General features: G+C 37.0%; 5 protein-coding genes. All 5 read right to left on the reverse strand.

What is annotated here, in order from left to right:
- Nucleotides 1-25 precede the first annotated feature (25 nt).
- The 5 genes from G3A47_RS06540 to G3A47_RS06560 all read right to left on the reverse strand — a co-directional run bounded on the left by G3A47_RS06540 (nt 26) and on the right by G3A47_RS06560 (nt 23,449).
- Nucleotides 26-997: a DUF4837 family protein gene (locus G3A47_RS06540; RefSeq protein ID WP_166921380.1), complete on the reverse strand. Its 972-nt coding sequence runs from the start codon at nt 995-997 to the stop codon at nt 26-28.
- A 46-nt stretch (nt 998-1,043) separates the two neighbouring features.
- Nucleotides 1,044-2,903 (reverse strand): LysM peptidoglycan-binding domain-containing protein, encoded by a 1,860-nt coding sequence (locus G3A47_RS06545; protein ID WP_166921381.1) that lies wholly within the window; start codon nt 2,901-2,903, stop codon nt 1,044-1,046.
- 109 nt (nt 2,904-3,012) lie between these two features.
- Nucleotides 3,013-4,200 carry a phosphoglycerate kinase gene (locus tag G3A47_RS06550; protein WP_166921382.1) on the reverse strand — a complete coding sequence of 396 codons (1,188 nt, stop codon included), beginning with the start codon at nt 4,198-4,200 and terminating at the stop codon, nt 3,013-3,015.
- A 249-nt stretch (nt 4,201-4,449) separates the two neighbouring features.
- Nucleotides 4,450-5,445: a PorP/SprF family type IX secretion system membrane protein gene (locus G3A47_RS06555; RefSeq protein ID WP_243860393.1), complete on the reverse strand. Its 996-nt coding sequence runs from the start codon at nt 5,443-5,445 to the stop codon at nt 4,450-4,452.
- Nucleotides 5,446-5,488: 43 nt separating this feature from the next.
- Nucleotides 5,489-23,449 (reverse strand): T9SS type B sorting domain-containing protein, encoded by a 17,961-nt coding sequence (locus tag G3A47_RS06560; RefSeq protein WP_166921384.1) that lies wholly within the window; start codon nt 23,447-23,449, stop codon nt 5,489-5,491.
- Between the last annotated feature and the right edge of the window lie 58 nt (nt 23,450-23,507).

The following is a 23,507-nucleotide window of genomic DNA, read 5'->3' on the forward strand; positions in this document are numbered from 1 at the left end:
CAAAAATAACAAAAAAAATGAAACGCTACCTTTTGTCAACTTTAACTGACTTTATAATCGCTTCGAGTTCTAACATCAAATCACGTTCTTCATCGGATGGGGAGTAACAAAATCCTTCGATAACCAAAATTCTGTTATACGCTTTGTCAATAATAGCATAATTAATAAACGGACCGGTCATGAAATCGTTCTTTAATTCCCAGGTTCCTTTGGTCTCGAAAGCCTTCTTTCCGTTTAATTCTGTAACCGAAAAATACGGAGCATAGGCTTCGCCGGTTATCATTTGTGTATTGGGTTCGCGTCCTTTGATGTATCGACCAACGGAATCTCTCATTTTAACGATATCTTCTACAACATCAGAGCCCTTTTTCAATTTTTTCAATGGAATTTGATAAATCAGTAAACTTGTATTACCGCTAATGATCTCTTTTTTTAGCCAAATAAAATTCTTTTTATGCAGCATGTACTCGTATCCGCTGGGAATCTGCAAATCGATATGAAATTTATTCTTTATAATAGCCGGATGTAAAAGTGACTTGCTGTTATCTTCCTGAATTTTCTCAATTTCGGCATCGCGAATCATTTTGATCATCTGTGCCGAATTTAATTCGATGCTACAAATAATATCATCAACCGATTTTGCATAAATCCGAAAGGTGTTGTGAGGTAAGGAGTTGGGATTGTGTTTTATCTCGAACTTATCAACCGTGCTTTTTTTAATGACAATAATACTTCGGCTGTCGGTGACAAATCCTTCGAGAAGTTTAGCGGGATATTGATTTATCGTAAATAAAGGTTCTTCCTGCGTAAGACCAAGAACCGGAGAGGCAAATTTATTTCTGACACTATCGCCTACTTCGCCATACCATAACTGATCGTCAATGATAACAGAAATGGTGCTTGTTTTACCCGATACAGGCTCAGGCTGTTTGTCGTTTTTAAAACACGAAACAAACAAACACGAAAGTAAAAGCAATAAAAAATGGGTTTTATTCATTTTTTTAATTTATGAAATAAAACCCAAATTTAGTTAAGATTTTTTATTATCCGTTTATTTTTAGTTTCATTCCGGGTTTTAACTCATCATCTTTAATACCATTCCATTTTTTAATATCAGAAATTGTTACTCCCGGATATTTTTTAGAAATACTATATAATGAATCTCCTTTTTTAACGTAATAATCTTTACTTAAGTCTTTGGCAGCTGCTGTTTTCTTTTTGAAAGAATCAATAGAATTGGACGCAATTGCTTTAGTTTCTACAGTAGTATCTTCAATAATCGGAGCGCTTTTAGAAACCACTAAAGTTTTTCCTAAAGCAATAGTATTTGAAGTCAGACCATTTAGTTCTTTTAAGTCCGCAATAGTCGTACCGAATTTTTTGGCAATGCTACCTAAATTATCACCGGTTGAAACAATATATTCCTGAGGCTGCTCAGTCGCTTTTTCTTTATGATCTGCAGCTGCAATAGCACTCTCTGTTGCTTTTTTATCAAGATCCGGAGTTTTTAACTCTTTTGTATTTTTAGCAATCGGATCGCCGGATTTAATTTTTAACGTTTTACCATAAGCAACAACGTTGGTTTTTATATTGTTCCATTTTTTCAATTCCAGAATCGAAACATCGTATTTAGAAGCAATTGAACCTAAATTATCTCCTTTACGAACTTTATAGAATTGAATTTCTTCTGCCTCTTTTTCAACTTTAACTTCAGTTTTCACCTTAGGCTCTGCTTTTACTTTCATTCTTGGTGCCACCTTCATAGCGAGCTGAGTAGGAAGTCCTTTAAATTGAGATTCATGTTTTACGTAAGCGTAAATTTTTTCCTCGTTCATAACAAACGTGGCAATTTTATCTTTAGGTAACCGCAGATAATGCGCTTCGTCCTGATAAAACGGTACTATATTTAATTTGTATGAAGGATTTAAAAGTTGAATCTGCGATTGTGGCATATCTAACAAATCAGCAATTTGTTTGAATGACATTTGCGACTTAATCTGAACCGTATCGGTTTCAAAATTCTTAACGACCGCTCTCTGCGGGTTAATACCGTGTTCTTTATGGTATTCAAAAAGATACATAGTAGCAAGGAAAGCAGGAACATAACCTTGTGTTTCTTTTGGAAGGTGATTGCGAATGTCCCAGTATTTTGTTTTTCCGCCAGAACGACGAATTGCTTTAGTTACATTTCCGGGTCCTGAATTATAAGATGCTAAAACAAGTTCCCAATTACCAAAGATTTTAAACATCTTGGTCATATATTCTGAACAAGCTGCTGTAGATTTCAAAGGATCACTGCGTTCGTCAATATAGGAGTCGATTTTAAGCGCATATTGCTTTCCGGTTCCGTACATGAATTGCCAAATACCTGTGGCACCCATTCTAGAAACTGCTTTAGGATTTAAAGCAGATTCTACAACGGCTAAATATTTAATTTCCAAAGGCACATTTTGCTTGGCAAAAGCATCCTCAAAAATTGGAAAATAGTATTCTGATAAGGACATCAATCGTGAAAACGATTTTTTCCTGTTTTTTAAGAACGATTTTATAATATTCTCAAGTCCCTGATTGTATTCAATCTCAAAAGGCGATTTCCCATTCATTGCCTGAAGTCGCTGTTTGAGCAACTCGGTTGGCAATTCTTCGTTTACAGAAACATCTGAATTGATAGTTTGAATGTCTTTTGTTAAATCATCGTAGATATCTAAGCTCACTAATTCATTCATCCAAAGGCTGTCTACACGTGTAGCCAGTTCGTTTTTTTTGAAAGAACTCTTAACCGAATCTAAATACGTTACTTTTGCTTCAGGCTTTATCTGATTGTCTGTACTTGCAACATCTTGTGCAAAAGCAGCAATCGAAAAAAAAGCTGAAACCGCTAAGGAAATTTTTTTTACAATCATAGAACATTTATTTCAATAGGCTATAATTCAAAGCATTATAACACCATCATTATGCAAACTTAATTGGTTTACAGCTGAAAACTATTTAAAAAAATGTTAAAACTACAATTTAATCTAAAATTGCCGCGATTCCCGGAAGTACTTTTCCTTCTAACATTTCCAACATAGCGCCTCCACCTGTAGACACATAACTCATTTTATCTTCGAAACCGAATTGCTTAACAGCAGCAACAGAATCACCACCTCCAACTAAAGAGAAAGCACCATTTTCTGTAGCTTCTGCAATATAATCACCAAGCGCGATTGTTCCTTTAGCAAAAGATTCCAATTCAAAAACACCTAATGGACCATTCCATAAAATTGTTTTTGACTCTAAAATCACTTTTTTGAAATTTTCTAAAGATTTAGGACCTGCATCAAGACCTTGCCATCCGTCAGGGATTGCTGTTACATCTACAACCTGCGTATTCGCAGTATTAGAAAAGTCGTCTGCAGCAATAACATCAACAGGAATATGAACCTGTACTCCTTTTTCTTTAGCTAATCTCAGGATTTCAAGAGCTAATTCTTGTTTATCATCTTCACAAATAGATTTTCCAATTTGACCACCTTGGGCTTTAACGAACGTAAAAGTCATTCCGCCACCAATGATCATGTGATCTACTTTGTCCAAAATATTTTCGATAACGGTAATTTTAGAAGATACTTTAGATCCTCCTAAAACTGCAGTTACCGGTTTTTCACTATTTTTAAGTACTTTGTTTAAACTTTCTATTTCTTTTGCCAATAAGGTTCCAAAACATTTTTCAGTTGGAAAGAATTGAGCAATAATAGTTGTAGAGGCATGTGCTCTGTGTGCTGTTCCGAAAGCATCGTTTACATAGATGTCACCTAACGAGGCTAATTCTTTTGCAAATGCCACATCTCCAGCCTCTTCTTCTTTATGAAAACGCAAATTTTCTAATAATAGTACTTCTCCCGGTTTTAGATTTTTCGCTGCTGTCTGCGCTACCTCTCCAACACAGTTTTCAGCAAACTGAACAGAGACTCCTAAAATTTCAGAAGCTGTCTTCAAAATATGTTTTAACGAATACTTTTCTTCAACACCGCTTGGTCTTCCTAAATGCGACATTAAAATCACGCTTCCACCTTGAGCTAAAATAGCATCAATAGTTGGTTTCGCAGCTTCGATACGAGTAGCATCTGTTACATTAAAATTTTCATCCAGTGGCACATTAAAGTCAACACGGATAATTGCTTTTTTATTTTTAAAATCGAAATTGTTTAAAGTTTTCATTTGATACTTATTTAATATTTTGAAAGAAAAACAAATATAGAACTTTTAACGTAGTATTAAATTCGAAAAAAACAAAAATGGTCTGTCTATCAAAACGAAAACGTTGTAAATTATGAAAAAAAACAAATTTAAATTTAAAGAAGATAAAAATGCTTCGTTATCTGCTAATTGTCAAAATGTATTGCAAACTAAAGCTTCTGATTCTTAGTCAGAATTATAGTTTGCAATACATCTCAACTGTAAATTATATTAATCGTGAACCGGACTTTGTGTACAAGGACAGTTACTAATGGATCCTAAGAAATCGAATCCGATGGTCACAACGTGTGTTCCTGAGTTGTAGGCTCCAAAATCATTGAACATGACCTGATACGAATACCCAAAATAGAATTTAGACTTCATAAAACCTGCCATTGGTCCAACGGATAGTGGTTTTGGGAATTGATCGTTCAGGAATCTATAGGAAACACCCACCCAGTAATAATCTTCATAACGATTGTAATGTCTGTACTTGAAGTTAAAATCGGTAGTTGAACGTCCGTCACTTGCAAAATATTGGTAATAAAGCGATGGTTCGTATTCAATGCGGCTGTTTTCAGCATCTCTGAAAATGTATCCGGTATAAACCTGATAGTTGGACAATAAATTTGGTTCAATTGCTCTACTGGCATTTGGCCCGCCAACACCAAACTTATCTGTATTTTTCTTTAAAACGTTATTTGCATTAAAACTAATGTAAAAATCTTTAAAACGATATAAGGCACTGACATCAAAGTTATTATTCATTGTTCGTCTGTCGTCTGTAACATAGGCATCCAATGGTCTATCGATAGAAGTATTGAACTGATTAACATCAATTCTGAAAGTATTGATGTTATATGAGACTCCAAACGACAAATATTGTTTAGAATAATAATCTAAAATCAGGTGATGTGCAAACGAAACTTTGGCTCCGGTTTGTCTAGTATAACCATTTTTGTCATTATAAAGCGAAATACCAACTCCAGAACGGTCCATAACTCTAAAATCCGCAAACACAGATTGGTTTTCTGGGGCATCTTCAACTCCAACCCACTGCTTAAGTCCATTGGCCCGGATTCTAAGATTGTCACCAATACCAGCATAGGCAGGAGAAAGAACAAAAGGGTTATCCGCAAGATACTGCGTAAATACCGGTAGGTTTAACTCCTGGCTGTAACTAGTCGTTACAGCCATAAGTACTAAGGATAAAATTAATTTTTTCATTGTAATAATTTTTTTAGATAACATCATAGGGGCTATTATTTTGTTATCTGTATAAAGTGAAATGTCCAACAAACTCTCTCATATCTCTCTCATCATTTAGTTTAAGAACATACCAGTAATCACCTGAAGGCAATTCAACACCATTGTATTTACCATCCCATTTTTGACCATAACGGTATTTTCCAACTTCACGACCGTATCTGTCGAAGATCGAGAAGGTAAGGTTGGTGTAAATATTCGTACAACCAGGACCCCATTCGTTATAGTTACCATTTGGTGTGAAATAATCATCTAAACAAACATCTACAAACTCTCTGTAAACATTTACATCGGCGATACAACCATTCTGGTCTCTAACTTGAATTTTGTAAGTTCCGGTTTTGTAGAACTTAAACTTGTTAGACGATCCAAATGGTCCTCCCTCAAAACTGTATTCGTATACAGGAGCTCCACCTGCAGCAGTAACAGAAATTACATTCATTTCTTGTTGACCAGGAGTCTCTATTAAAGTCAATTTTGTATAAGGAACAATCGTGAATTCTTTAGAGAACTGGAAACAACCATTTTCGTGAATTGCTGTAACAATATGAACTCCAGGAGCCACATCTTTGAATACAGGGTCTTTCGTATTTGTTGTTTTATCACCATCAAGTTCATAGGTAATAAGCGATAAATCATAGTTACTTGGATCTACACTTACCACTACTCTATTAGCCTGAGCATTATCAACACAGTCATAGAATACTTCAACTGTAGGATTAAGTGTAACCGGGATTGGTAATGTTATTACTTCTTCACCAAAACAACCTTTACTGTCTATGATATAAACGGTATGTGCACCACCGATAAGTCCAGGGAAAGCAAAAATAGTTTGTCCCACAGCACCCGCTGTAAATGGTCCTTTATCATTATCAAGACTATAACTGTATGGGGCTGTTCCACCTTTTACTTCTACTTCAAAATAACCGTCTTTATCTCCTTTACAATATTCAGGTTTTGTTTTACCAACAACTTCAGCAACTGTGATTGCATCCGGTTGTTTAACCTCAACATCTTTGAGAAGAACATAACATTCGTTTTCATCCTGAACCAGTACATCATAGAAACCAGGTTTTAAATTTTCGAACACATTCTTATCAAAGAACTGTCTGAACTCAGGCTCTATCGCATATTTATAAATTCCTGTACCCCCTTGTACATTTACTGTTATCATTCCGTTATTGTAACCATTACAAGTTACATCAGTTACAACCGTAGTTGCACTTAACGGCGCATTTGGTTCTTTAATTTCAATTACAGCAGAAGGTGTATCACAATCTACACTATTTACTTTCACGATATACTTACCAACTGTTAACTGGGTAAATACTCCCGGTGTAAGTTGAGTCGGCGCCGGTGTAATATCAACTCCAAATTCATTTTGAAGCGTGTAGGTATAGTTACCCAAACCTCCTTTTGCAATAGCAGTAATAGTACCTGAAGCATCCCCTTTACATGTAATATCAACATGAACTAATTTCTCAAACGTTAATGCCGGAATTACAGGCATTTCAACACTATTTGATGCATAACTAGTACATCCGTTTGCGTCTTTAATAAAATAACTATAGGTCGTTTTAGTCGTTGTAAACGGCAATGTGATGTCAATTGATGTACCTGTCATTGCAATATAACCAGTTCCGTTTTGGCTATAGAAATAAGGTGCAGTACCTCCAACAGCAGTAAGCGTAAGAACCGGTAAAACTTTACAAGTTTCATTCGTTTTGATTTCTAACGACGCTTTTACTTTTGTTGGCTCAGCAATTGTTACTGTATTAGAAATTCCTTTACAGCTCCAACTATCATTAACTGTCACAGAATATGTTCCTGCTTTAAGTCCTGTAAATTGCAACGCTCCTTGTGATTGCTGGCTGATTACAGTTCCATCAACTAAAGTTCCATTCAAAGTATAAGTATAGTTCCCTGAACCACCTGTTACTGAATTAATCGTAACTACTCCATTCTCATCATCAAAACAAGCAAGTAGTGGAGTACCCGTTATCACAACATTAATTGGTGTTGGAATATTTAATTGAACTGGCGTAGAAACTTCACAACCTTTACTGTCTTTAACAAATACAGTATAAGATCCCGGAGTTAATCCTTGGAAAACATAAGCAGAAGAGTACGCGAAATTCATCGGGCCAACCAATTTATATTGGTAACCTCCTGGCCATCCACCTTCAGCAGAAACTGAAATCTCACCGTCTTTACTACCCACTGCACAAGTAATCTCTTTTTTCTCTGCTTTAATTTTTAATTGAGCAGCTGGTCCTTCAATACTAAATTCAGTATGAACAGGACAGAATGGTGAATTACTTAATGTAGCGTCTACCTTATAAGTACCACTTATCAGGTTTGAAAGCACTAATGTCGCAGAAGTAGTAACTCCGTTGCGAGTCACACCAGATTCATGCGTAATCACATAAGTAAATATACCGGCTTCATCTGTTGGAACAATGTTGTCAACCAATGTTAAAGTGGCACTACCGTTAGCATCACCAAAACAAATCACATTTTTCACATCAGAAGCTACAATTTTAAATGTATTTGGCTCATCTACTTTATGGAATCTTTCGATACTACATCCTGTAACCGTATTGGTTACAACAATTTTATATAAACCAACTTTTAATCCTGCAAACGATCCTGTAGGACTAGATGTAATAGGATATACCGTACCGTCAACACCTTCAAGGGTATAACTTAAAGCTGGTAGTGTTCCTATCGTTGAGATTGCTGAAACCACAATCGACTCATCGTCTCTACAAGTAATTTTTGTAACATCAATTTTTAAATCACTGATATTAGCATATGGTGCAATAATAACATTGTTTGACTGACCTTGACATTTGTTAGAATCAAAAACAGTTACGCTGTATGTACCACCTAAATAATCAAATTCTGTATAGGTGTTTTTATCGCTTTTTTGAACGGAAACACCATTTCTAAAGAATTCATAAAGTACATAGTTACCTGAACCTCCGGTAACAGAACCAGGAGCTACAGTAATTGTCGCATTGTTTGCTGTATTGGTACCAGCATTACAAACATATTGTGTAACTGTTGGCAATCCTACAGTAATAGCCAATGGCTCAGGAACAGTGATAGAAGCTGTACCCGGACATCCTCTTCCTGACAATACGGTTACGGTATACAATCCGTACGGCAAGTCATTGAAAATAGGCAAATCCTGAGCTGGTCTTGCAACAAATCCGGCAGGACCCGTTAAACTGTAGGTATATTTAGGATTGTTATTAGATCCTGCTAATGTTACAGTAATACTTCCGTCTAAACCATCTTTACATGAAACAGCAGTTGGAGTTAAAACAATTCCGGTAACTAATGTCGGTACTTCGATTTCTTTAACTACTTCTTTTTCACATAAGGTCACAATATCTCTTACTTTGAAAGTATAAACTCCAGGAGCAAGATTTGTAAAGTTAGGTTGAACCTGACTTGTAACCCAATTGTCTTTCGTATACACATAGCTGTTTGGAGGTGTAACTGTACCGCCTAAAGCTTCTAATGTAATTTCACCATTTGCTGTATTACAAACTGGCATAATACTAATTGTAGCACGCAACTCAAGAGGATCTAAAATCGTAACCGGAGCAGCCGCAGTTGTTTTACATTGGTTTTTATCCATTACTGTTACGGTGTAGTTTCCTGCTGCAAAAACAGTGAAGAAACTATCATCCTGGAACTGCTGACCGTCTAAACTGTATTTTAAAGGTCCAACTCCACTAGCCGTAACATCAATTCTATATCCTGCTGCACTGAAACATTGACTCGCCACTTTTACATCGGTAATTACCGGCAGAGGGTCTACAGAAATCTGTACGCTTTGGAAAGCATAACAACCGTTAACGTCTTTCACATAAACATCCCATGCATCAAACAATGGAGCAATCTTAGTCGTTGCAATTGTTTTAGTAACGTCTGCCTGATAGTCTGCATCAACCGGTAAAGTTCCTGCAGGTACAAAAGCATAGATATAATCCGGTGTACCACCCACAATAGACGTTTTGTCTACCGTAAGTACCGCACCTTTTGTGTTACAATTCTGATTGACAACATTTACTTTCAATCCGCTAATGTTTAATACCGGCGGTTGTGTAATAGTAACTTTATTTGAAAGTACCATACAAGATGGATATGCTGTTTGAGTAACTTCAACTACATAATCTCTTCCTGCCCCTAATCCGGTAATGATATACGGATTATTAACAGCTGCATTTATACCTGTTCCTGAAGCTACAGGTGCTCCTGCAAGAAGAACTCTGTAATTGTAAGTTCCTGTATAATTTTCAAGAGTAATTGTAATTTTTCCATCCGTTTTCCCGTCACAACTTACCATTGCAGAAGCATTCGCAATCACTTTCATAGTATTAAATAACGGAACGTTATAAACATCCGAAAGAACGGTACATAAGGTCGTTTTATCTTTTATTAAGAACTGGTAAGAATGACCTGCATCAACAGCCGTATATTTAAACGAGCTTGTTCCAACCGGAACCTGAACCACAGGACCAAACAGTACACCGTCTTTATACACCTGGTACTCAAAATTAGCTGTACCACCTGCAATTACTACATTAATAATTTCACCCGCATTGATACAATCTGCTTTAGTATCTAAACTAGTTGTAGCAGAAATCAATTTAGGGAATGGATTAATTGAAATCTGAACATCGTCAATACATCCGTTTGCATCTTTTACATAGAATGTACGATTTTGAATTGATCCGTTATCAGTCACATTAAATGTATTCGTTGTTTTCCAATTACCTGTTGCGATATCGCTATAAGTATAATCTGAAACAGCACCTGTTCCTACACCACCTGCTCCTGTAACCGTAACAATCGTTGCATTTACAGTATTCACAGCAGAACATGTAAATGGCGAAGCAACCGCAGAAGCCACAACCGGAGTTGGAGGATTAATTACAACAGTATCAGAATCTGAACAACCTCTTGCAGATGTAACGGTAACTGTATAAGTACCCGCAATTAAATCTGTAAATAAAGGATTATTCACCTGAGTAACAACAGCACCACCCGCAGGTATAGTACGTTGAATCGTGTACGTATAATCAGGATTAGTATTAGAAGTAGCCAAATTAACTAAAATCGAACCATCTCCTACAGTCCCCTGAGTTCCTGAACAACTTGGCGAAGTTGGAGTTGCAGTAAATACAACCGGAGCCGGAGACGCCATAACAATCGCCGGAATTGGATACGAACATCCTTTAGTATCAATTACTGTAAATACATAACTACCTGCAGTTGTTACCGTATAATCAGCAAAAGTAGCAGCAGCATTAGCAAACGATACCGGTGCAGAAGGCAATCCTCCATTGATAGCTACTGTGTAGCTGTAAACAGGGTATCCACCAACGGCTTTTATTCTGATTGTTCCGTTAACAACACCTGTACAATAAAGGTCTTTTGTGTTTTCTACCGAAGCAAAAAGCTGACCATTAATTTTAGTTGATATAGCATCTGTACAACCAAATTTATCTTTAACTGTAATGGTATAATCACCCGGTTTTAAACCTGGGAATGAACCACTTGTTTGCCAATTTGTACCATCAATACTAAACTCGTATGGCGTTACCACATGTGGCGTACCTACAGAATTAGCACTAACGTTTATAGTTGTCGAGTTATCATTTACATAGCAATAATTTGAAGCATCAATTGTAATAGTTGGCTTAACCGGTGCTGTTAAAGTAAATGAATCTGTTAACTCACAACCATTAGCATCTTTTACAGCAATAGTATATAATCCTGTCTGCGTAAGACCTGCAAAAGTTCCGTTCGTATTTGTTAAGATCGTTGCACCATTAGTCAATGTGTAAGTATAATTACCCCATCCAAACTGAGCTGTAATAACCACCTGACCAAAAGTCGAACAACCAAGAGGTGTAACCACTTTGCTTATTGTAAGCGCAGCAGGCGGAGCAGTAATAGCGAATGGTAATGTCATTTCGCAATTTGTTACGTCATCGTACACTTTGATTGAGTGTGGACCTGCAGCTAATCCTGTCAAATTAATAGTCGCATTGGTTTGACCTGTTACGGCTGGAGCACCGTCTAATTCATAACGATAAGTACCCCCTACAACTGAACCAAAACCTGATACGAAGAAAGTAGCTTTCCCGTCTACGGCTGTAGAACAAGTAATACCAGTTGTAGATTGTTCAACAATCTTAATTTTCGTAACGTCATTAATACGCAATGGTTTTTGGAAAATACAGCCATTTGCGTCTTTAACCTGAAATACATAATCTATATTCGGTTTGATATTTGAGAACGTTGCTGTAGTACCGTTATCAATCATTTCACTTGCAGGTGAAACAATTTGATACGTAACAGTACCAACACCATTAGCAACTGCTGACACAGCAACTGTTGTTGTTAATTGTGTACAGGTAATGGCTAATCCTTGTGTTAAATTGAAGCCCGTTGGAGCGTTTAACTTAAAGATATCAACAGTACCTGATTTAGGACAACCGTTTGCATCTCTTACACTGAATGGAATATTCAATTGATCTGCTTTAGTGTCACTTACAAAATAAGTATTCTGAGTAGTGAAAGCACTATTGTTAAAACTATATTCATAAGTACCCGTTCCTCCTGTTGCAGACAATACAACTTTAGCATCTTGTCCAACATTTCCAGGACCACATGATAATGGAGTAATAACCGGAGCGACAATAACTACATCAGTAGGCTGACCTAAAATCACAGAACCGCTAGCTTCACAACCCAATGCATCTTTTACAATATAAGGGTAAGCAGCAGCTCTTGAAACAACAGGATAAGTCTCTGTTGAAGAGAATCCAAGTCCATTAAAATTATAGGTATATGGTCCTTTTCCACCTGTAGCCGATAATACAATGCTACCTGTTCCACCAAAACATAATGGTTGGATCGCGTTAGCAGCCGGTACAATTGGTACGATTGGATCAATTGTTACCGGATTGGTATCAATAGGACAACCATTTAAATCTGTAATTCTGAATATATAAGTATCTGCAGAAGCTGCAGGAACTACGTAATCAAATGATGTTACACCGGCAACAACTGTTGTTGCAGGAGTAATGGCAACAAAACCAGCAGAACCTTTTTTAACCTGGTACGTGTATGGAGTTGTTCCGTTTTTAACTTCAACATGAATAATAGCATCTTCAACAACAGTTCCTGTTACTGAACAAGCTAAAACTTTGCCGATAGAAGCGCCAGCAATTGGCGTTGCATTTATGTTTATAGTATGCGTTATTGGACAACCATTTTTGTCTGTAACAATAATAGTTTGCATACCTGAATTAAGACCTGAAGCTGTATACGTTAATCCGGTAAGTGTAACAGGATTTCCACCATTAACACTTACTTTATACGGAGCCATTGAAGGTGTTGGATCTGTTACAGTTACCGTAACAGCAAATGCTCCTTCTAAAGCACAATGATTCACAACACTCAAAGCAAATACCGGATTAGGATCTAAAATAACAGTAACCGGTTTTTCTGTAATACAACCATTTGCATCTTTAACCCAAACAAGGTAATTTCCTGAATCTACATAGAATGTACCTGTACTATGAGTTGGTAAAAATGATGCTGCAGTAGGTTTAGTATCATCAGCAGCTACGTAACCAATTGAACCGTTATCCGGAACGATTTGGTATAAGAAAGAACCCGCTCCGCCAGCAGCCTGAGCTTTAACAATACCAGCCTTTGGATTACAGTTATCATTTTTAATAGATGATACCAGTAATGATAAAGGTGTTGTTGATTCTTTTATTTCAAACATTGTTGAAGCAGCTTTACATCCGATAACTGCTCCAGCCTTTTCTGTGAATACAATATAATATCTTCCCGGAGCTAATATACCTGCTCCTGTTGCAGGATATGATTTTGTAAATGATGGACCCGTAACCGGTTCGTTTAATACAGGGCTCATTGCAGCATTATCCTGATCTCTGAAAATCTGATAATCTACAGAAGTTGTTCCTGCAGCATATCCGGTAACCGTAAAAGTCACTCTACCGTCCCCTAAACCTTTACAAGTAACATTCTCAGGAGTTGGAGTTCCAACTAAACTGGAAGCCGGAGGTATAGGACCACTTGCCGTTTTTAAGAAATAACAATTTGTAGTTAAATCATGTACCACAAAAGTATAAGTCACACCCGGAATAAGTGGATTAAATGTTTTAATATTTCCACCAACCGTATCAGGACCTGAGTAGTTGGTCGTATATGGAGGCGTATTAAACTCTAATATTCCAAACTCATAGTTTCCACTACCTACAGAAGCAACAGCTGTTACAATTGCGGTACCACCTGAAGTACAATCAGAAGCAGTGTTAATATCAATTTTCAAATCATTTGGAGGTGAAGCCATAACCTCTACTTTCGATACAGAACAACTGTTCTGATCTCTAACTTCTACCGTATAAATACCAAAATTGATGATGTCAAATTTATGGTCTTCTCTGGCTGTTGTTGTATAAGAATCTGTGTACCCAAAATTATTACTAATATAGTAGGTGTATTGTCCTGTTCCACCTGTAGCATTAATTACTGTAATTGAACCTAAAGTTGAACCCGGAGGTGTCGCCAATGGATCACATTCAATATTTGCAACAGAAGTACCGAAGGTAATAGGATCCGGAGCCACCACAAATACTTGCGCAGGACCTGATACAACACAACCTTTAGCATCACGAACCTGATAAGTATATCCTAAACCGGTTCCTGTTCCTCCTGCTAAATCTGTAAAATAACCCGTAGTATTACTGCTAAGCCAATTATCAATTGTATAAGTAAACGGACGAACCCCACCGGAAGTAACCGAAATCTGAATTGTACCTTCTGTAGAAGAAGTACATTTTGTACCTGTTGCCACGGCAGTAATAACCGGTGGCATAGGTGTTGTAACTGTTACCGGAACAGTACTTACCGCAGAACATCCGCCTGAAGTCACTCTGAAATAGTAATCTCCTGGAGTTGATGTAGTAAATACATTACCTGTAATTGGTGAATAAACCATTGAAGGATCTTTTCTAACCTCATAGGTATAAGTAGCTCCACCACCAACAGCAGACAATGTAACTTGTGCAGCAACAGTAGTAAATGGTGGAATTATGCTACAAGTAACATCTTTATCAGGTGTTACTGTAAGCTTTAATTGATTACTGATATTTAAAACAAAGACCGGCGATATACAACCGTTATCATCTTTGATAGTCAAATCATAAGAACCTGGACCCGGAATAGTTTTAACCGGGTTTGTAGAGTAATTTCCGTCAACACCATATAATATACCTGAACCTGCATAAACAGTTCCTGACATGGTAATGTTAAGAGAACCTCCTGTATAACAAGTTACCGGAATCGGATTTATTGTTGGTACTGCATCACGTACTACAGAAACTGTTCTTGTAGCAGGACAACCTTTAGCATCTCTAACAAATACATTGAAACTTTCACCATCTACAAGCGTATTTTTAACAAATATTCCGCTGGTATTTGTAAAATCTGCTGGGAACACCGGCGCCGGTGTTCCTGCTTTTGCAGAAACTACAGCGTAATATAAAGTACCTGTACCTCCTGAAGCCGTTACCGTAATTGTCGTATTTGGCTTGTCACAGTATACCTTTGTACCTACCGCAGTTAAAACTGTAACAACAGTTGGATTGGCAAGGTCAACAAAAGCCGTTTGACTACACTGTGTAGTTGGGTTTTGAACCGTAATTGTATATCTCGTTCCTCCAGGTAAATTACTGTAAGTAACTACATTTCCTGTCTGAACTCCTCCAGAAATAGTTGCGTTAGCAGTATTTTTTAATACATAAGTAAATCCTGTTGCATTTCCTCCAACAGTAAATTTAATTTTACCGTCACTTACACCATTACAGCTCACATTTGTTTCTACAACACCATTAACAGTAATTGGAGTTACATTAACAATTTCGTACTCATCACTTACTTTACAACCATTAGCATCAGTAATGGTAAAGTAATATTTACCCGGAGCTAAATTTGCAAATGTATGTGTTGGAGCCACAATTCCTGTTGCAACCGGAGCTGCCGGAGCAATTGCCGCCGTAGTACTTGTAATTTCAAATCTAAATGGTGATACACCATTAGCAACCAACACCGTCAAATCAGTATCCAGTTTTGCAGGGTCACAAGTAATTACGTGCTGCTGATTAAAACTTAAAGCTGTTGGCGGTTTTAATGCCAGTATAGTAGTTGTTGCTGTTGTAGTACAATCATTTGCATCTTTTACAGTAATCGTAACTAAACCGGGAGTGTCTGTTGTAAATGTATTTGAATCTACAAATCCTTTTCCATCTCCATAATCGTATTTGTATTTTCCTCCAGTAAATGGAGTACCATTAGAAGCAGTAACAGTAACTGTAGCTGCTTCTGATGCATTTGCTGCACCACATTTTAATTTTGTAGCAGAAGCAGAAGCGCTCAAAGCTAGTGCCGGTTCTGTAACTGTAACAGATACAGGTGAAGAAGTACAACTTTTAGCATCGATAACTGTAACACTATATGTTCCTGCTTTTACATTCGTAAATACATTACTTGTTGTTTGCGAAACTACTGAACCAGTTGTTGGTGCAGTTGGCGTTAAAACATACGTATAAGTACCAGCTACCGGGTTTGTTGTAACCGTAATAGTTCCTGTAGAGGCTCCTTTACATTTTACAGCAGTCGGAGTTGCAGCAGTAACAATCGGATTTACTTTTGCATTTACCTTTTGACTTACAACTACAGTACAATTTTTGGTGTCTGTAATTTCAAAATAATAAGTAGCAGCAGTACTCACCGGATGTGTAAATGATGTTTGTCCGGCTGACAGTGTAGTATAACCACCAGTAAACGGAGCTCCTGTTGTGTTTACTCTGTATTTGTAATCCGGATAACCGTTTGTAATATTATATACTCTAATTATGGCATCTGGCGAACCAACAGAACAATCCAAATCTTTATCTAAAGCAATGCTTGCCCCTATTGGCGAAGCAATTGTTGGCACTGTTAAATCAATAGAACATCCTGTAGCAGTATCTGTTACCGTAATAGTATGAGCACCAGGAGTAACTTTTGTGAAAGTTCCGTTATTCTGAGTTGCTCCATTGTCCAGACTGTATACATAATTTGTTGCTGTATTAGGAGTAACTCTTATAGTAGCTCCCGTTCCTGCAGCACAGAAATCTGATGTAGCATCAATACTTGCCACTATAGCCACTTTATCGTTAATCGTAAAGTTTTGTGTTTTTGTACAACCATTCAAATCCGTTACCAAAACAGAATAGGTTCCTGCTGATAAATTAGAGAATGTTTTAGTGTTTTGTGTAATGGCTGCCCCTGCAGGTGCCGTTGGAGTCACTACATAAGAATAAGGTGTCCAACCACCGGTAACATTTATAATAGCTGAACCTTTTACTTTACAAGTAACATGAGTTAATGTTGGTAAATTTAAGGTCAAAGCCGCTGCCGGAGCTGCGATGTTCACTGTTTGCGTAGCAAAACAAGTAGTCGCAGTATTGGTAACAGTAATCGAATGCGTACCTGCATTTAAATTTGGTACAGAAATATCAAATGAAGTTCCTGTTGCCGGAGATGTTCCGGTTTGAACAGCTCCTGAATCAACTTTGTAACTATACGCTACATTATTACCCATTCCTGAAACTGTAAATACTGCCGATGCATTAGAATCTCCCAAACAAACAACATTGTTTTGAGATTTAACTGTTACTGCAAGAGTCGGTAATGAAAGGATCGTAATTTCTTTATCAAATTTACAGTTATTAGCGTCAACTACTTCAAACTTATAAGTAACTCCGGCATTTAAACCATTAAATGCATTACTTGACTGATAAGCACCAACCGTAGGTAAAAGCATTCTGTATTGTAAACCTGTAGTTGGCACAGCAACTCCCGCTCCATTGACAACATTTGTAATTGTTACATTAGATTTGTTAGTCGGACAAGTTACTGCTGTAGGAGTAAGTGTCATTCCCTTTGGAGGGTTTAACGCTACTATAGTTCCTGCAGGAATTATTTTAGTACATAATTTGGCATCTGTGATAGTAACCGTATAAACTCCGGCTGCTGTTAAATTACCAAATACATACGTTGATTGTGGACCAGCTACAGCTACTCCATCTTTATTTAATGTAAAGGTATACGAACCGTTTCCTCCTGCAACACTTGCACTTGAAACTGTAATTTCAGCAGGATGGTCGCAATTGTACGCAGTAGTTATTGATGCTGTACCTACTAAATCTGCAGGTTGAAAAACCTTAAACGAATAGGATTTAGTACAACCTTTATCATCTTTAACAATATACGTATAAGTAGTACCGGCAACTGAACCCACCAAAGGACCGTAAGTATCTTTGGTAGTAAAAGCTCCCGTACCATTAAACTGATAAGTAAATGGAGCTACTCCTGTTAAACCTTTAAGGATAACGCTTCCATTATTGGCTCCAAAACAAGTAACCGGTGTCACTTTTTCTTCTCCGGTTACATCCACTTTTTTGTCAACTTTTCTGTCAACATTAAAAGTACAACCGTTAGCATCTGTGATTTCGAAAGTATAAGTTCCGTCTAAATCTGCAGAATAAGTAAATTTAGGACCTGTAATTGATCCGCTTGTAAATAAGGTAGTCGCACCTCTCTTCACCACATATTTATAAGGTGCTGTACCTCCGTCTATAGTAACTTCTATAGTTGCATTTGGTGCAACCGGATCACAACTTAGGGTGTTTTTAATCTCTGTACTAGCCGTAACTTTAGCGTCAATTTTCTGACTTACCGCCACAGCCTCACAGTTGTTAGCATCTGTAATCAAGAAATCGTAGTTTCCTGTTGCTGTTGCCGTATAAGTAAATGTTGGTCCGTTAAATGTTGCACTTGGATCACTGTACGCTCCTGAATTTACTTTAACCTGATAGCTGTAAGGTCCAATACCTCCTGTAATTTTAACAGTAATCAACGCTTTGTTATTATCAAAACAAAGACCTGTATTAGCAACAACTTCTGCTGTTGGTTTCACCGGTTTATCGATCACTAGATCTGTACCTTTGCTACCCGGACATAAATTTCCATCTGTTCCGGTTATGGTATAAGTTCCCGGAGGAATATTAGTTAAGATTCCGTCTGCCGGGAAAGTTTTAGTAAATGCCGAATTTTTATCTTTAATTACTAAAGTATAAGGTCCAACACCTCCACCAGCTGTTGCAGTAACAGTGGCATTCGTTTTACAATTTGCAATACTTGCACTGGCATCTACTACAAATGGAGTTGGTGTCGTAATTTTGGTAAGTATCGTAACAATACAAGGTACTGCTGCCGGTGTTGCCGGATCATCATATCTCACACGAACATCATAATCTCCAGCTATTTTACCTGTAATATCAACTTTAGCAACTGTTGATTTTGTCCAATTAAGACCTCCGTCTATAGAATAGAAGAAGCCTTTTGTTTTGTCAAAATTTTCTGCAACAATGCTGAAAGCACCATCTTTATCTCCGCTACATTTTATATTTTTAATTCCTTGTACAGTAGCTTTAAATCCTTGTTCGTCTTCTATTACAAGTTTAAGCTTTTGCTCTGACAAACATGATTTTGGTAACTGATACACCAAGATATCATCAAGTGCCAAGTCACTTCCATCAGGCACCGCAATATTCGTTTTAACCACAAAATCCAAATCGGTATTTGCACCCGGATTAATGGCAAGTTCAAATTTATTCCATAATCCGTTTGGCGTAATTTTAGACGTCTTTACGGTAGCACCCGGAACTGTAGCACCATTTTTATGAAGTTCTATTGTTAAATCCGGATCTGCTTTCCCGGTACCAGATTTCATTAAGTTAAAAGCATAAAAGGTAACTTTAACATCCTGATTCTGTATAATATCGCGTATTGGTTTACTGTATATGATAGTTCCCGGAGGAATTCCTTCACCTACACCACCAATATTTATGGCTAAAAATCGTCCGTCTTTTACAGTAGGCGTATTATTTAATACTGCTGTATGATCTTTTGGTAAATTCCAAGCGAAATCAGGTCCATGCTTTGGTAATAATGCTTTAGTAACAACATATTCTCCATCATTAAGTAAAACAGAATTAAATCTCGCACAATCTACAACGTTGTCTTGTCTTTCCAGACAATAAACATTATTAATTCCTGGAGATGTTGTATCAGGACCATTACTAAAATCTTCATTTAGCAGGGTACTAAAAGTTGGAGCACCAACTAATTTGTATTTTACAATAATATCATAAGTGCCAGCCTTAACATCTTTGAAAACATTAGGTGGTACATTTGTATTTAAAGTTGTGCCTAAATAGTACTCATAAGTGTAAGTTGTACTTGGGTCGGTTGTTACAGTTACTGTAGTTGTTCCTTTACCATCACAAGTATATACTGTTGGCTGAACAGTGAAAACCGGATCAGATGGTTTAGGCTCTAAAACAATCCCTGACATTTCGTAGATACAATCTGCAGCATCTTTAACCAATAATTTGTAAGGTGTAGCTCTCGGATTTACATAAGCCTGGTTAGACGTAATCCAGCTAGCTCCTTCATCAAAACTATATAGGTATAAATTTGGTGCAGGAAAAGGTATCCCTCCCTGAGCGTTTGTAATTCTTACTAATCCTTGGTTTACATTGCCTGTTGGTCCGCAACCGGATAATTCGGCAACTCCTGCAGAGGCTGTTAATTTACTTGCAGGCCCTCCAACGATTACTTCGCGAGCAGGATCAAAACACTCATCTGTACCGTAAGTATATTTAACAATTACACTGTATTTACCCGGATTCAGGTTAGTAGTAGTTCCAGTAGTATAAGCACCACCATCTACATTATAAGAAACCGTATATCCAGAATTTAGTGGTGAAACCACCATTGTAATTTCTCCTCCATTATCATTGTAACATTTACCGTTTTTGGTATTGAATGTTACAGTAGGTTTAGCGATATCAATCACTTTTATTGGAGGTATAGTAACGCTACATCCTTTGGCATCACGCACAACAATATTGTATTCTCCACTTGCCGGTAAAGGTCTTGTTATCGGTATTTTAGGATCTGTAACATAATCTGTACTACCATTTACATAGTATAAATAATGAGGAGGTGGTCCCGTTCTTGGAGTTCCTCCAGTTACCGTTACCGTAATTTCTCCATCCGCACATGCCGTAAGATCCTTAGTAATATTAGCCGAAGCTGTTAAACGATAATCGAATACTTCTATTTTATCAACTTTTATACAATTGTTATGAGCCGTTGACATCTCAACCTCATATTTACCAGGGGCAACACCAGTGAAAGTATTATAATTCTCATCAATAAGTCCTGAGTTTTGAACCTCAACTGCACTACCTTCTTTTCTAAGGATAAATTTGTACTGACCTGGCACGTTATTTATTTCTCCTCTTATCGTTCCGAATTCACCATTACAAAGTGGATGAGTAGCCTTAACTCCTGTTGTAAAATCAAGTTTTTCGACATTCACTCCAATATGAAATGGACAAGACGAAATTTCTCCGTTTACAAAAACAGTCTGTCTGATCTGAACATCGTAAGAACCTCTTGGCACATTATTGAAGACATTTGAAGCTTGGTAGTTTACACCATCTAAACTATAAACATATCCGGTATTTGGAAGTGGATTAGTAACTGTAATAGATCCTTTAGTATCACAAATAATATCTTGCTTCTCTACTTTTGGATCCAATAAATTTTGATAAACATTAAAATAGTAAGTCGCAATACAAGTATTTCCATAATTTACTACAAGTCTGAATACACCAGGTCTGTCAGCAGTATATGAAGCTCCTGTTTCAACTGTTGTCCAGTTTGTAGCACCTTCATAAGGACAGGTATCCGGACCCGGAATTGCAGGAACATCCTTAGTCTCCTGCCAAACAATACTTTCTGCACCTACAATTCCGGTGTTAATTGGTCTCTTATCATTTAAACCACATAAGAAGATTTTAGGAAACGGTTTTCCATCTCTTACGCAGTTAACAACCTCACCTGTTGCAGGATCTATATTGTCTCCTTTTATTGGATTCTTTTTAGCTCCGGTAAGATAATCAACTACTATAAAAGTTTGTTTTATAGGTTCACAATTCACCGCTCCGCTATTTTCAACAGTATATGTACCGGCTTTAGTTACCGTTACTTGCTGATTATTGCCTCCAAAAACAACTCCGTTTGGATCCTTCCATACATAAGTTGCATAACCGTTGGCTGCTTTTAGAACTGCAGTATCACATAAGGACACATTTCTGCTAAAAAGACATTCATCGATTCCAACCAAAAAATTAGTAGAGGTTGGAGAACCAACATTACAATTTGAAATGTTAGAAAAACTTCCTTCACCAAATTTATTAGTATTTTTTTCTCCGTAATATTCAGAATTAGCTATGTTCTTTATTTCGTTAGAACAAGCATCCACCATCTCATTACAATCTTTTACAACTCTAACTTTAAATTGGAGTGTATAATCTGATCCGTTTGCAACGACAAAACTATCCGGTACAGTAAAAACAAGTGTTCTAGTCGCAGCGGTATAAGTGGCAGTAATACCCGGATATGTTTTTAAGATATCACCTACTCCGTTAAAAATTACATTATTTGGGAGAACATCGGTAATTGTAAAATTTTTAGCATTGTCATTCCCCTCATTTTTAAATCCAATTTCATATCGAAGTTCCTGATCCAAAGTTACTGGTTGACCTCCAATAGGATTATTATCTTTATCCCGAACATTCTTTTTAAGAACAATCTTTGGTGCAATAACCTCAATTGACAATGCATTAAAAAACATAAAATAAGAATCCCCTGTAGTGCTAATTCTAAGCGTAGCAGATTTATCGTTATTCTTAATTATTTGCTGTGGTTTATTATTAACCATTACAACATTATCAAACTTTACTACACCGGCATCATAACCCAACGTATTTATACTGTTCGGCAGACGTCCGGGAACCATAATATCCCCGTCGGTAATAGTACTGTTAAAAAAGTTGCTGGCATCTCTTACTAATGATTTAACAGGTGCAAAAAGTGTTTTTCCCGGTCCGGCAATTGAAAGACCGTCACCTGTAATTCTATTATCCCCTTCTAAAGCACTAAATGCCAATTTTACGTTTACATCTCCAAAAGGATTCGCTTGGAATCCTGAAATATCAATATCTAATGGCTTAGCTTTATCTTCACTTCTAATAATACCAAATCCGTCAAAACTGGTAATAAATTTTCTTGGAAGTAATGGATCTTTATAAATCACAAAAATAGACCAGCCGGCAGAATTACCTCCATCACCATCTAACTTTCCTTCCGAACATACTAAATCTGCAATAGTGTAAACACCTTCACCTGCTGCTTTAACCTCCGCTGTAATATCTTTAAAACAGGCATATGGTTTTGATGCATATACCCCGGTAACGCCAGATCCCCCTTCATCATAAATCAAGGTTCCCGATATAGGTTGGTAAGTGGCACCGGCGGCAGACGTCTTTAATCTAATTTGATTTATCTTACTTCTGTCTGAACCCTGATAGGTTCCCGACCAATACAAAGCAGCATAAACAATGCTAAAACAACCTTTGCTGGCTTGCGGAATTGTTAATGTTGCAGAACTGGAATTAAAACTAGTCTCATTGTCAATATCGATATTTCGCATATCGAACTTGTCATTGTACTGACTGTTGCTACCGGTTTTATCGTAAGGATCATTAGGTTTTTCTCCGGTACCATTGTCTCTATTCAAGATATTGTTTCCAAAAACTAAAATATCTGCATTTTCTTCGGTTGTGTAACGCGAAGTAAAGTTTTTCCTTACCTGAGAATAAGAAGAAAAACTGAGCAATAACAGTACAACTGCAATTAACGTTTTAAAAATAGTAGGTTTTTTCATAGTCCTTTTTATTTACTTACATTTTATTGGCTAAGGGGCATTAGCGAATAAAAATAAT

The sequence above is a fragment of the Flavobacterium poyangense genome (assembly GCF_011751075.1).
In the GTDB taxonomy this organism is placed as follows: domain Bacteria; phylum Bacteroidota; class Bacteroidia; order Flavobacteriales; family Flavobacteriaceae; genus Flavobacterium; species Flavobacterium poyangense.

Excerpts from the sequence above, each read along its gene's own strand:
- G3A47_RS06540 (WP_166921380.1), bottom strand. The coding sequence starts at position 997 with ATGAATAAAACCCATTTTTTATTGCTTTTACTTTCGTGTTTGTTTGTT.
- G3A47_RS06545 (WP_166921381.1), bottom strand. The coding sequence starts at position 2,903 with ATGATTGTAAAAAAAATTTCCTTAGCGGTTTCAGCTTTTTTTTCGATT.
- G3A47_RS06550 (WP_166921382.1), bottom strand. The coding sequence starts at position 4,200 with ATGAAAACTTTAAACAATTTCGATTTTAAAAATAAAAAAGCAATTATC.
- G3A47_RS06555 (WP_243860393.1), bottom strand. The coding sequence starts at position 5,445 with ATGAAAAAATTAATTTTATCCTTAGTACTTATGGCTGTAACGACTAGT.
- G3A47_RS06560 (WP_166921384.1), bottom strand. The coding sequence starts at position 23,449 with ATGAAAAAACCTACTATTTTTAAAACGTTAATTGCAGTTGTACTGTTA.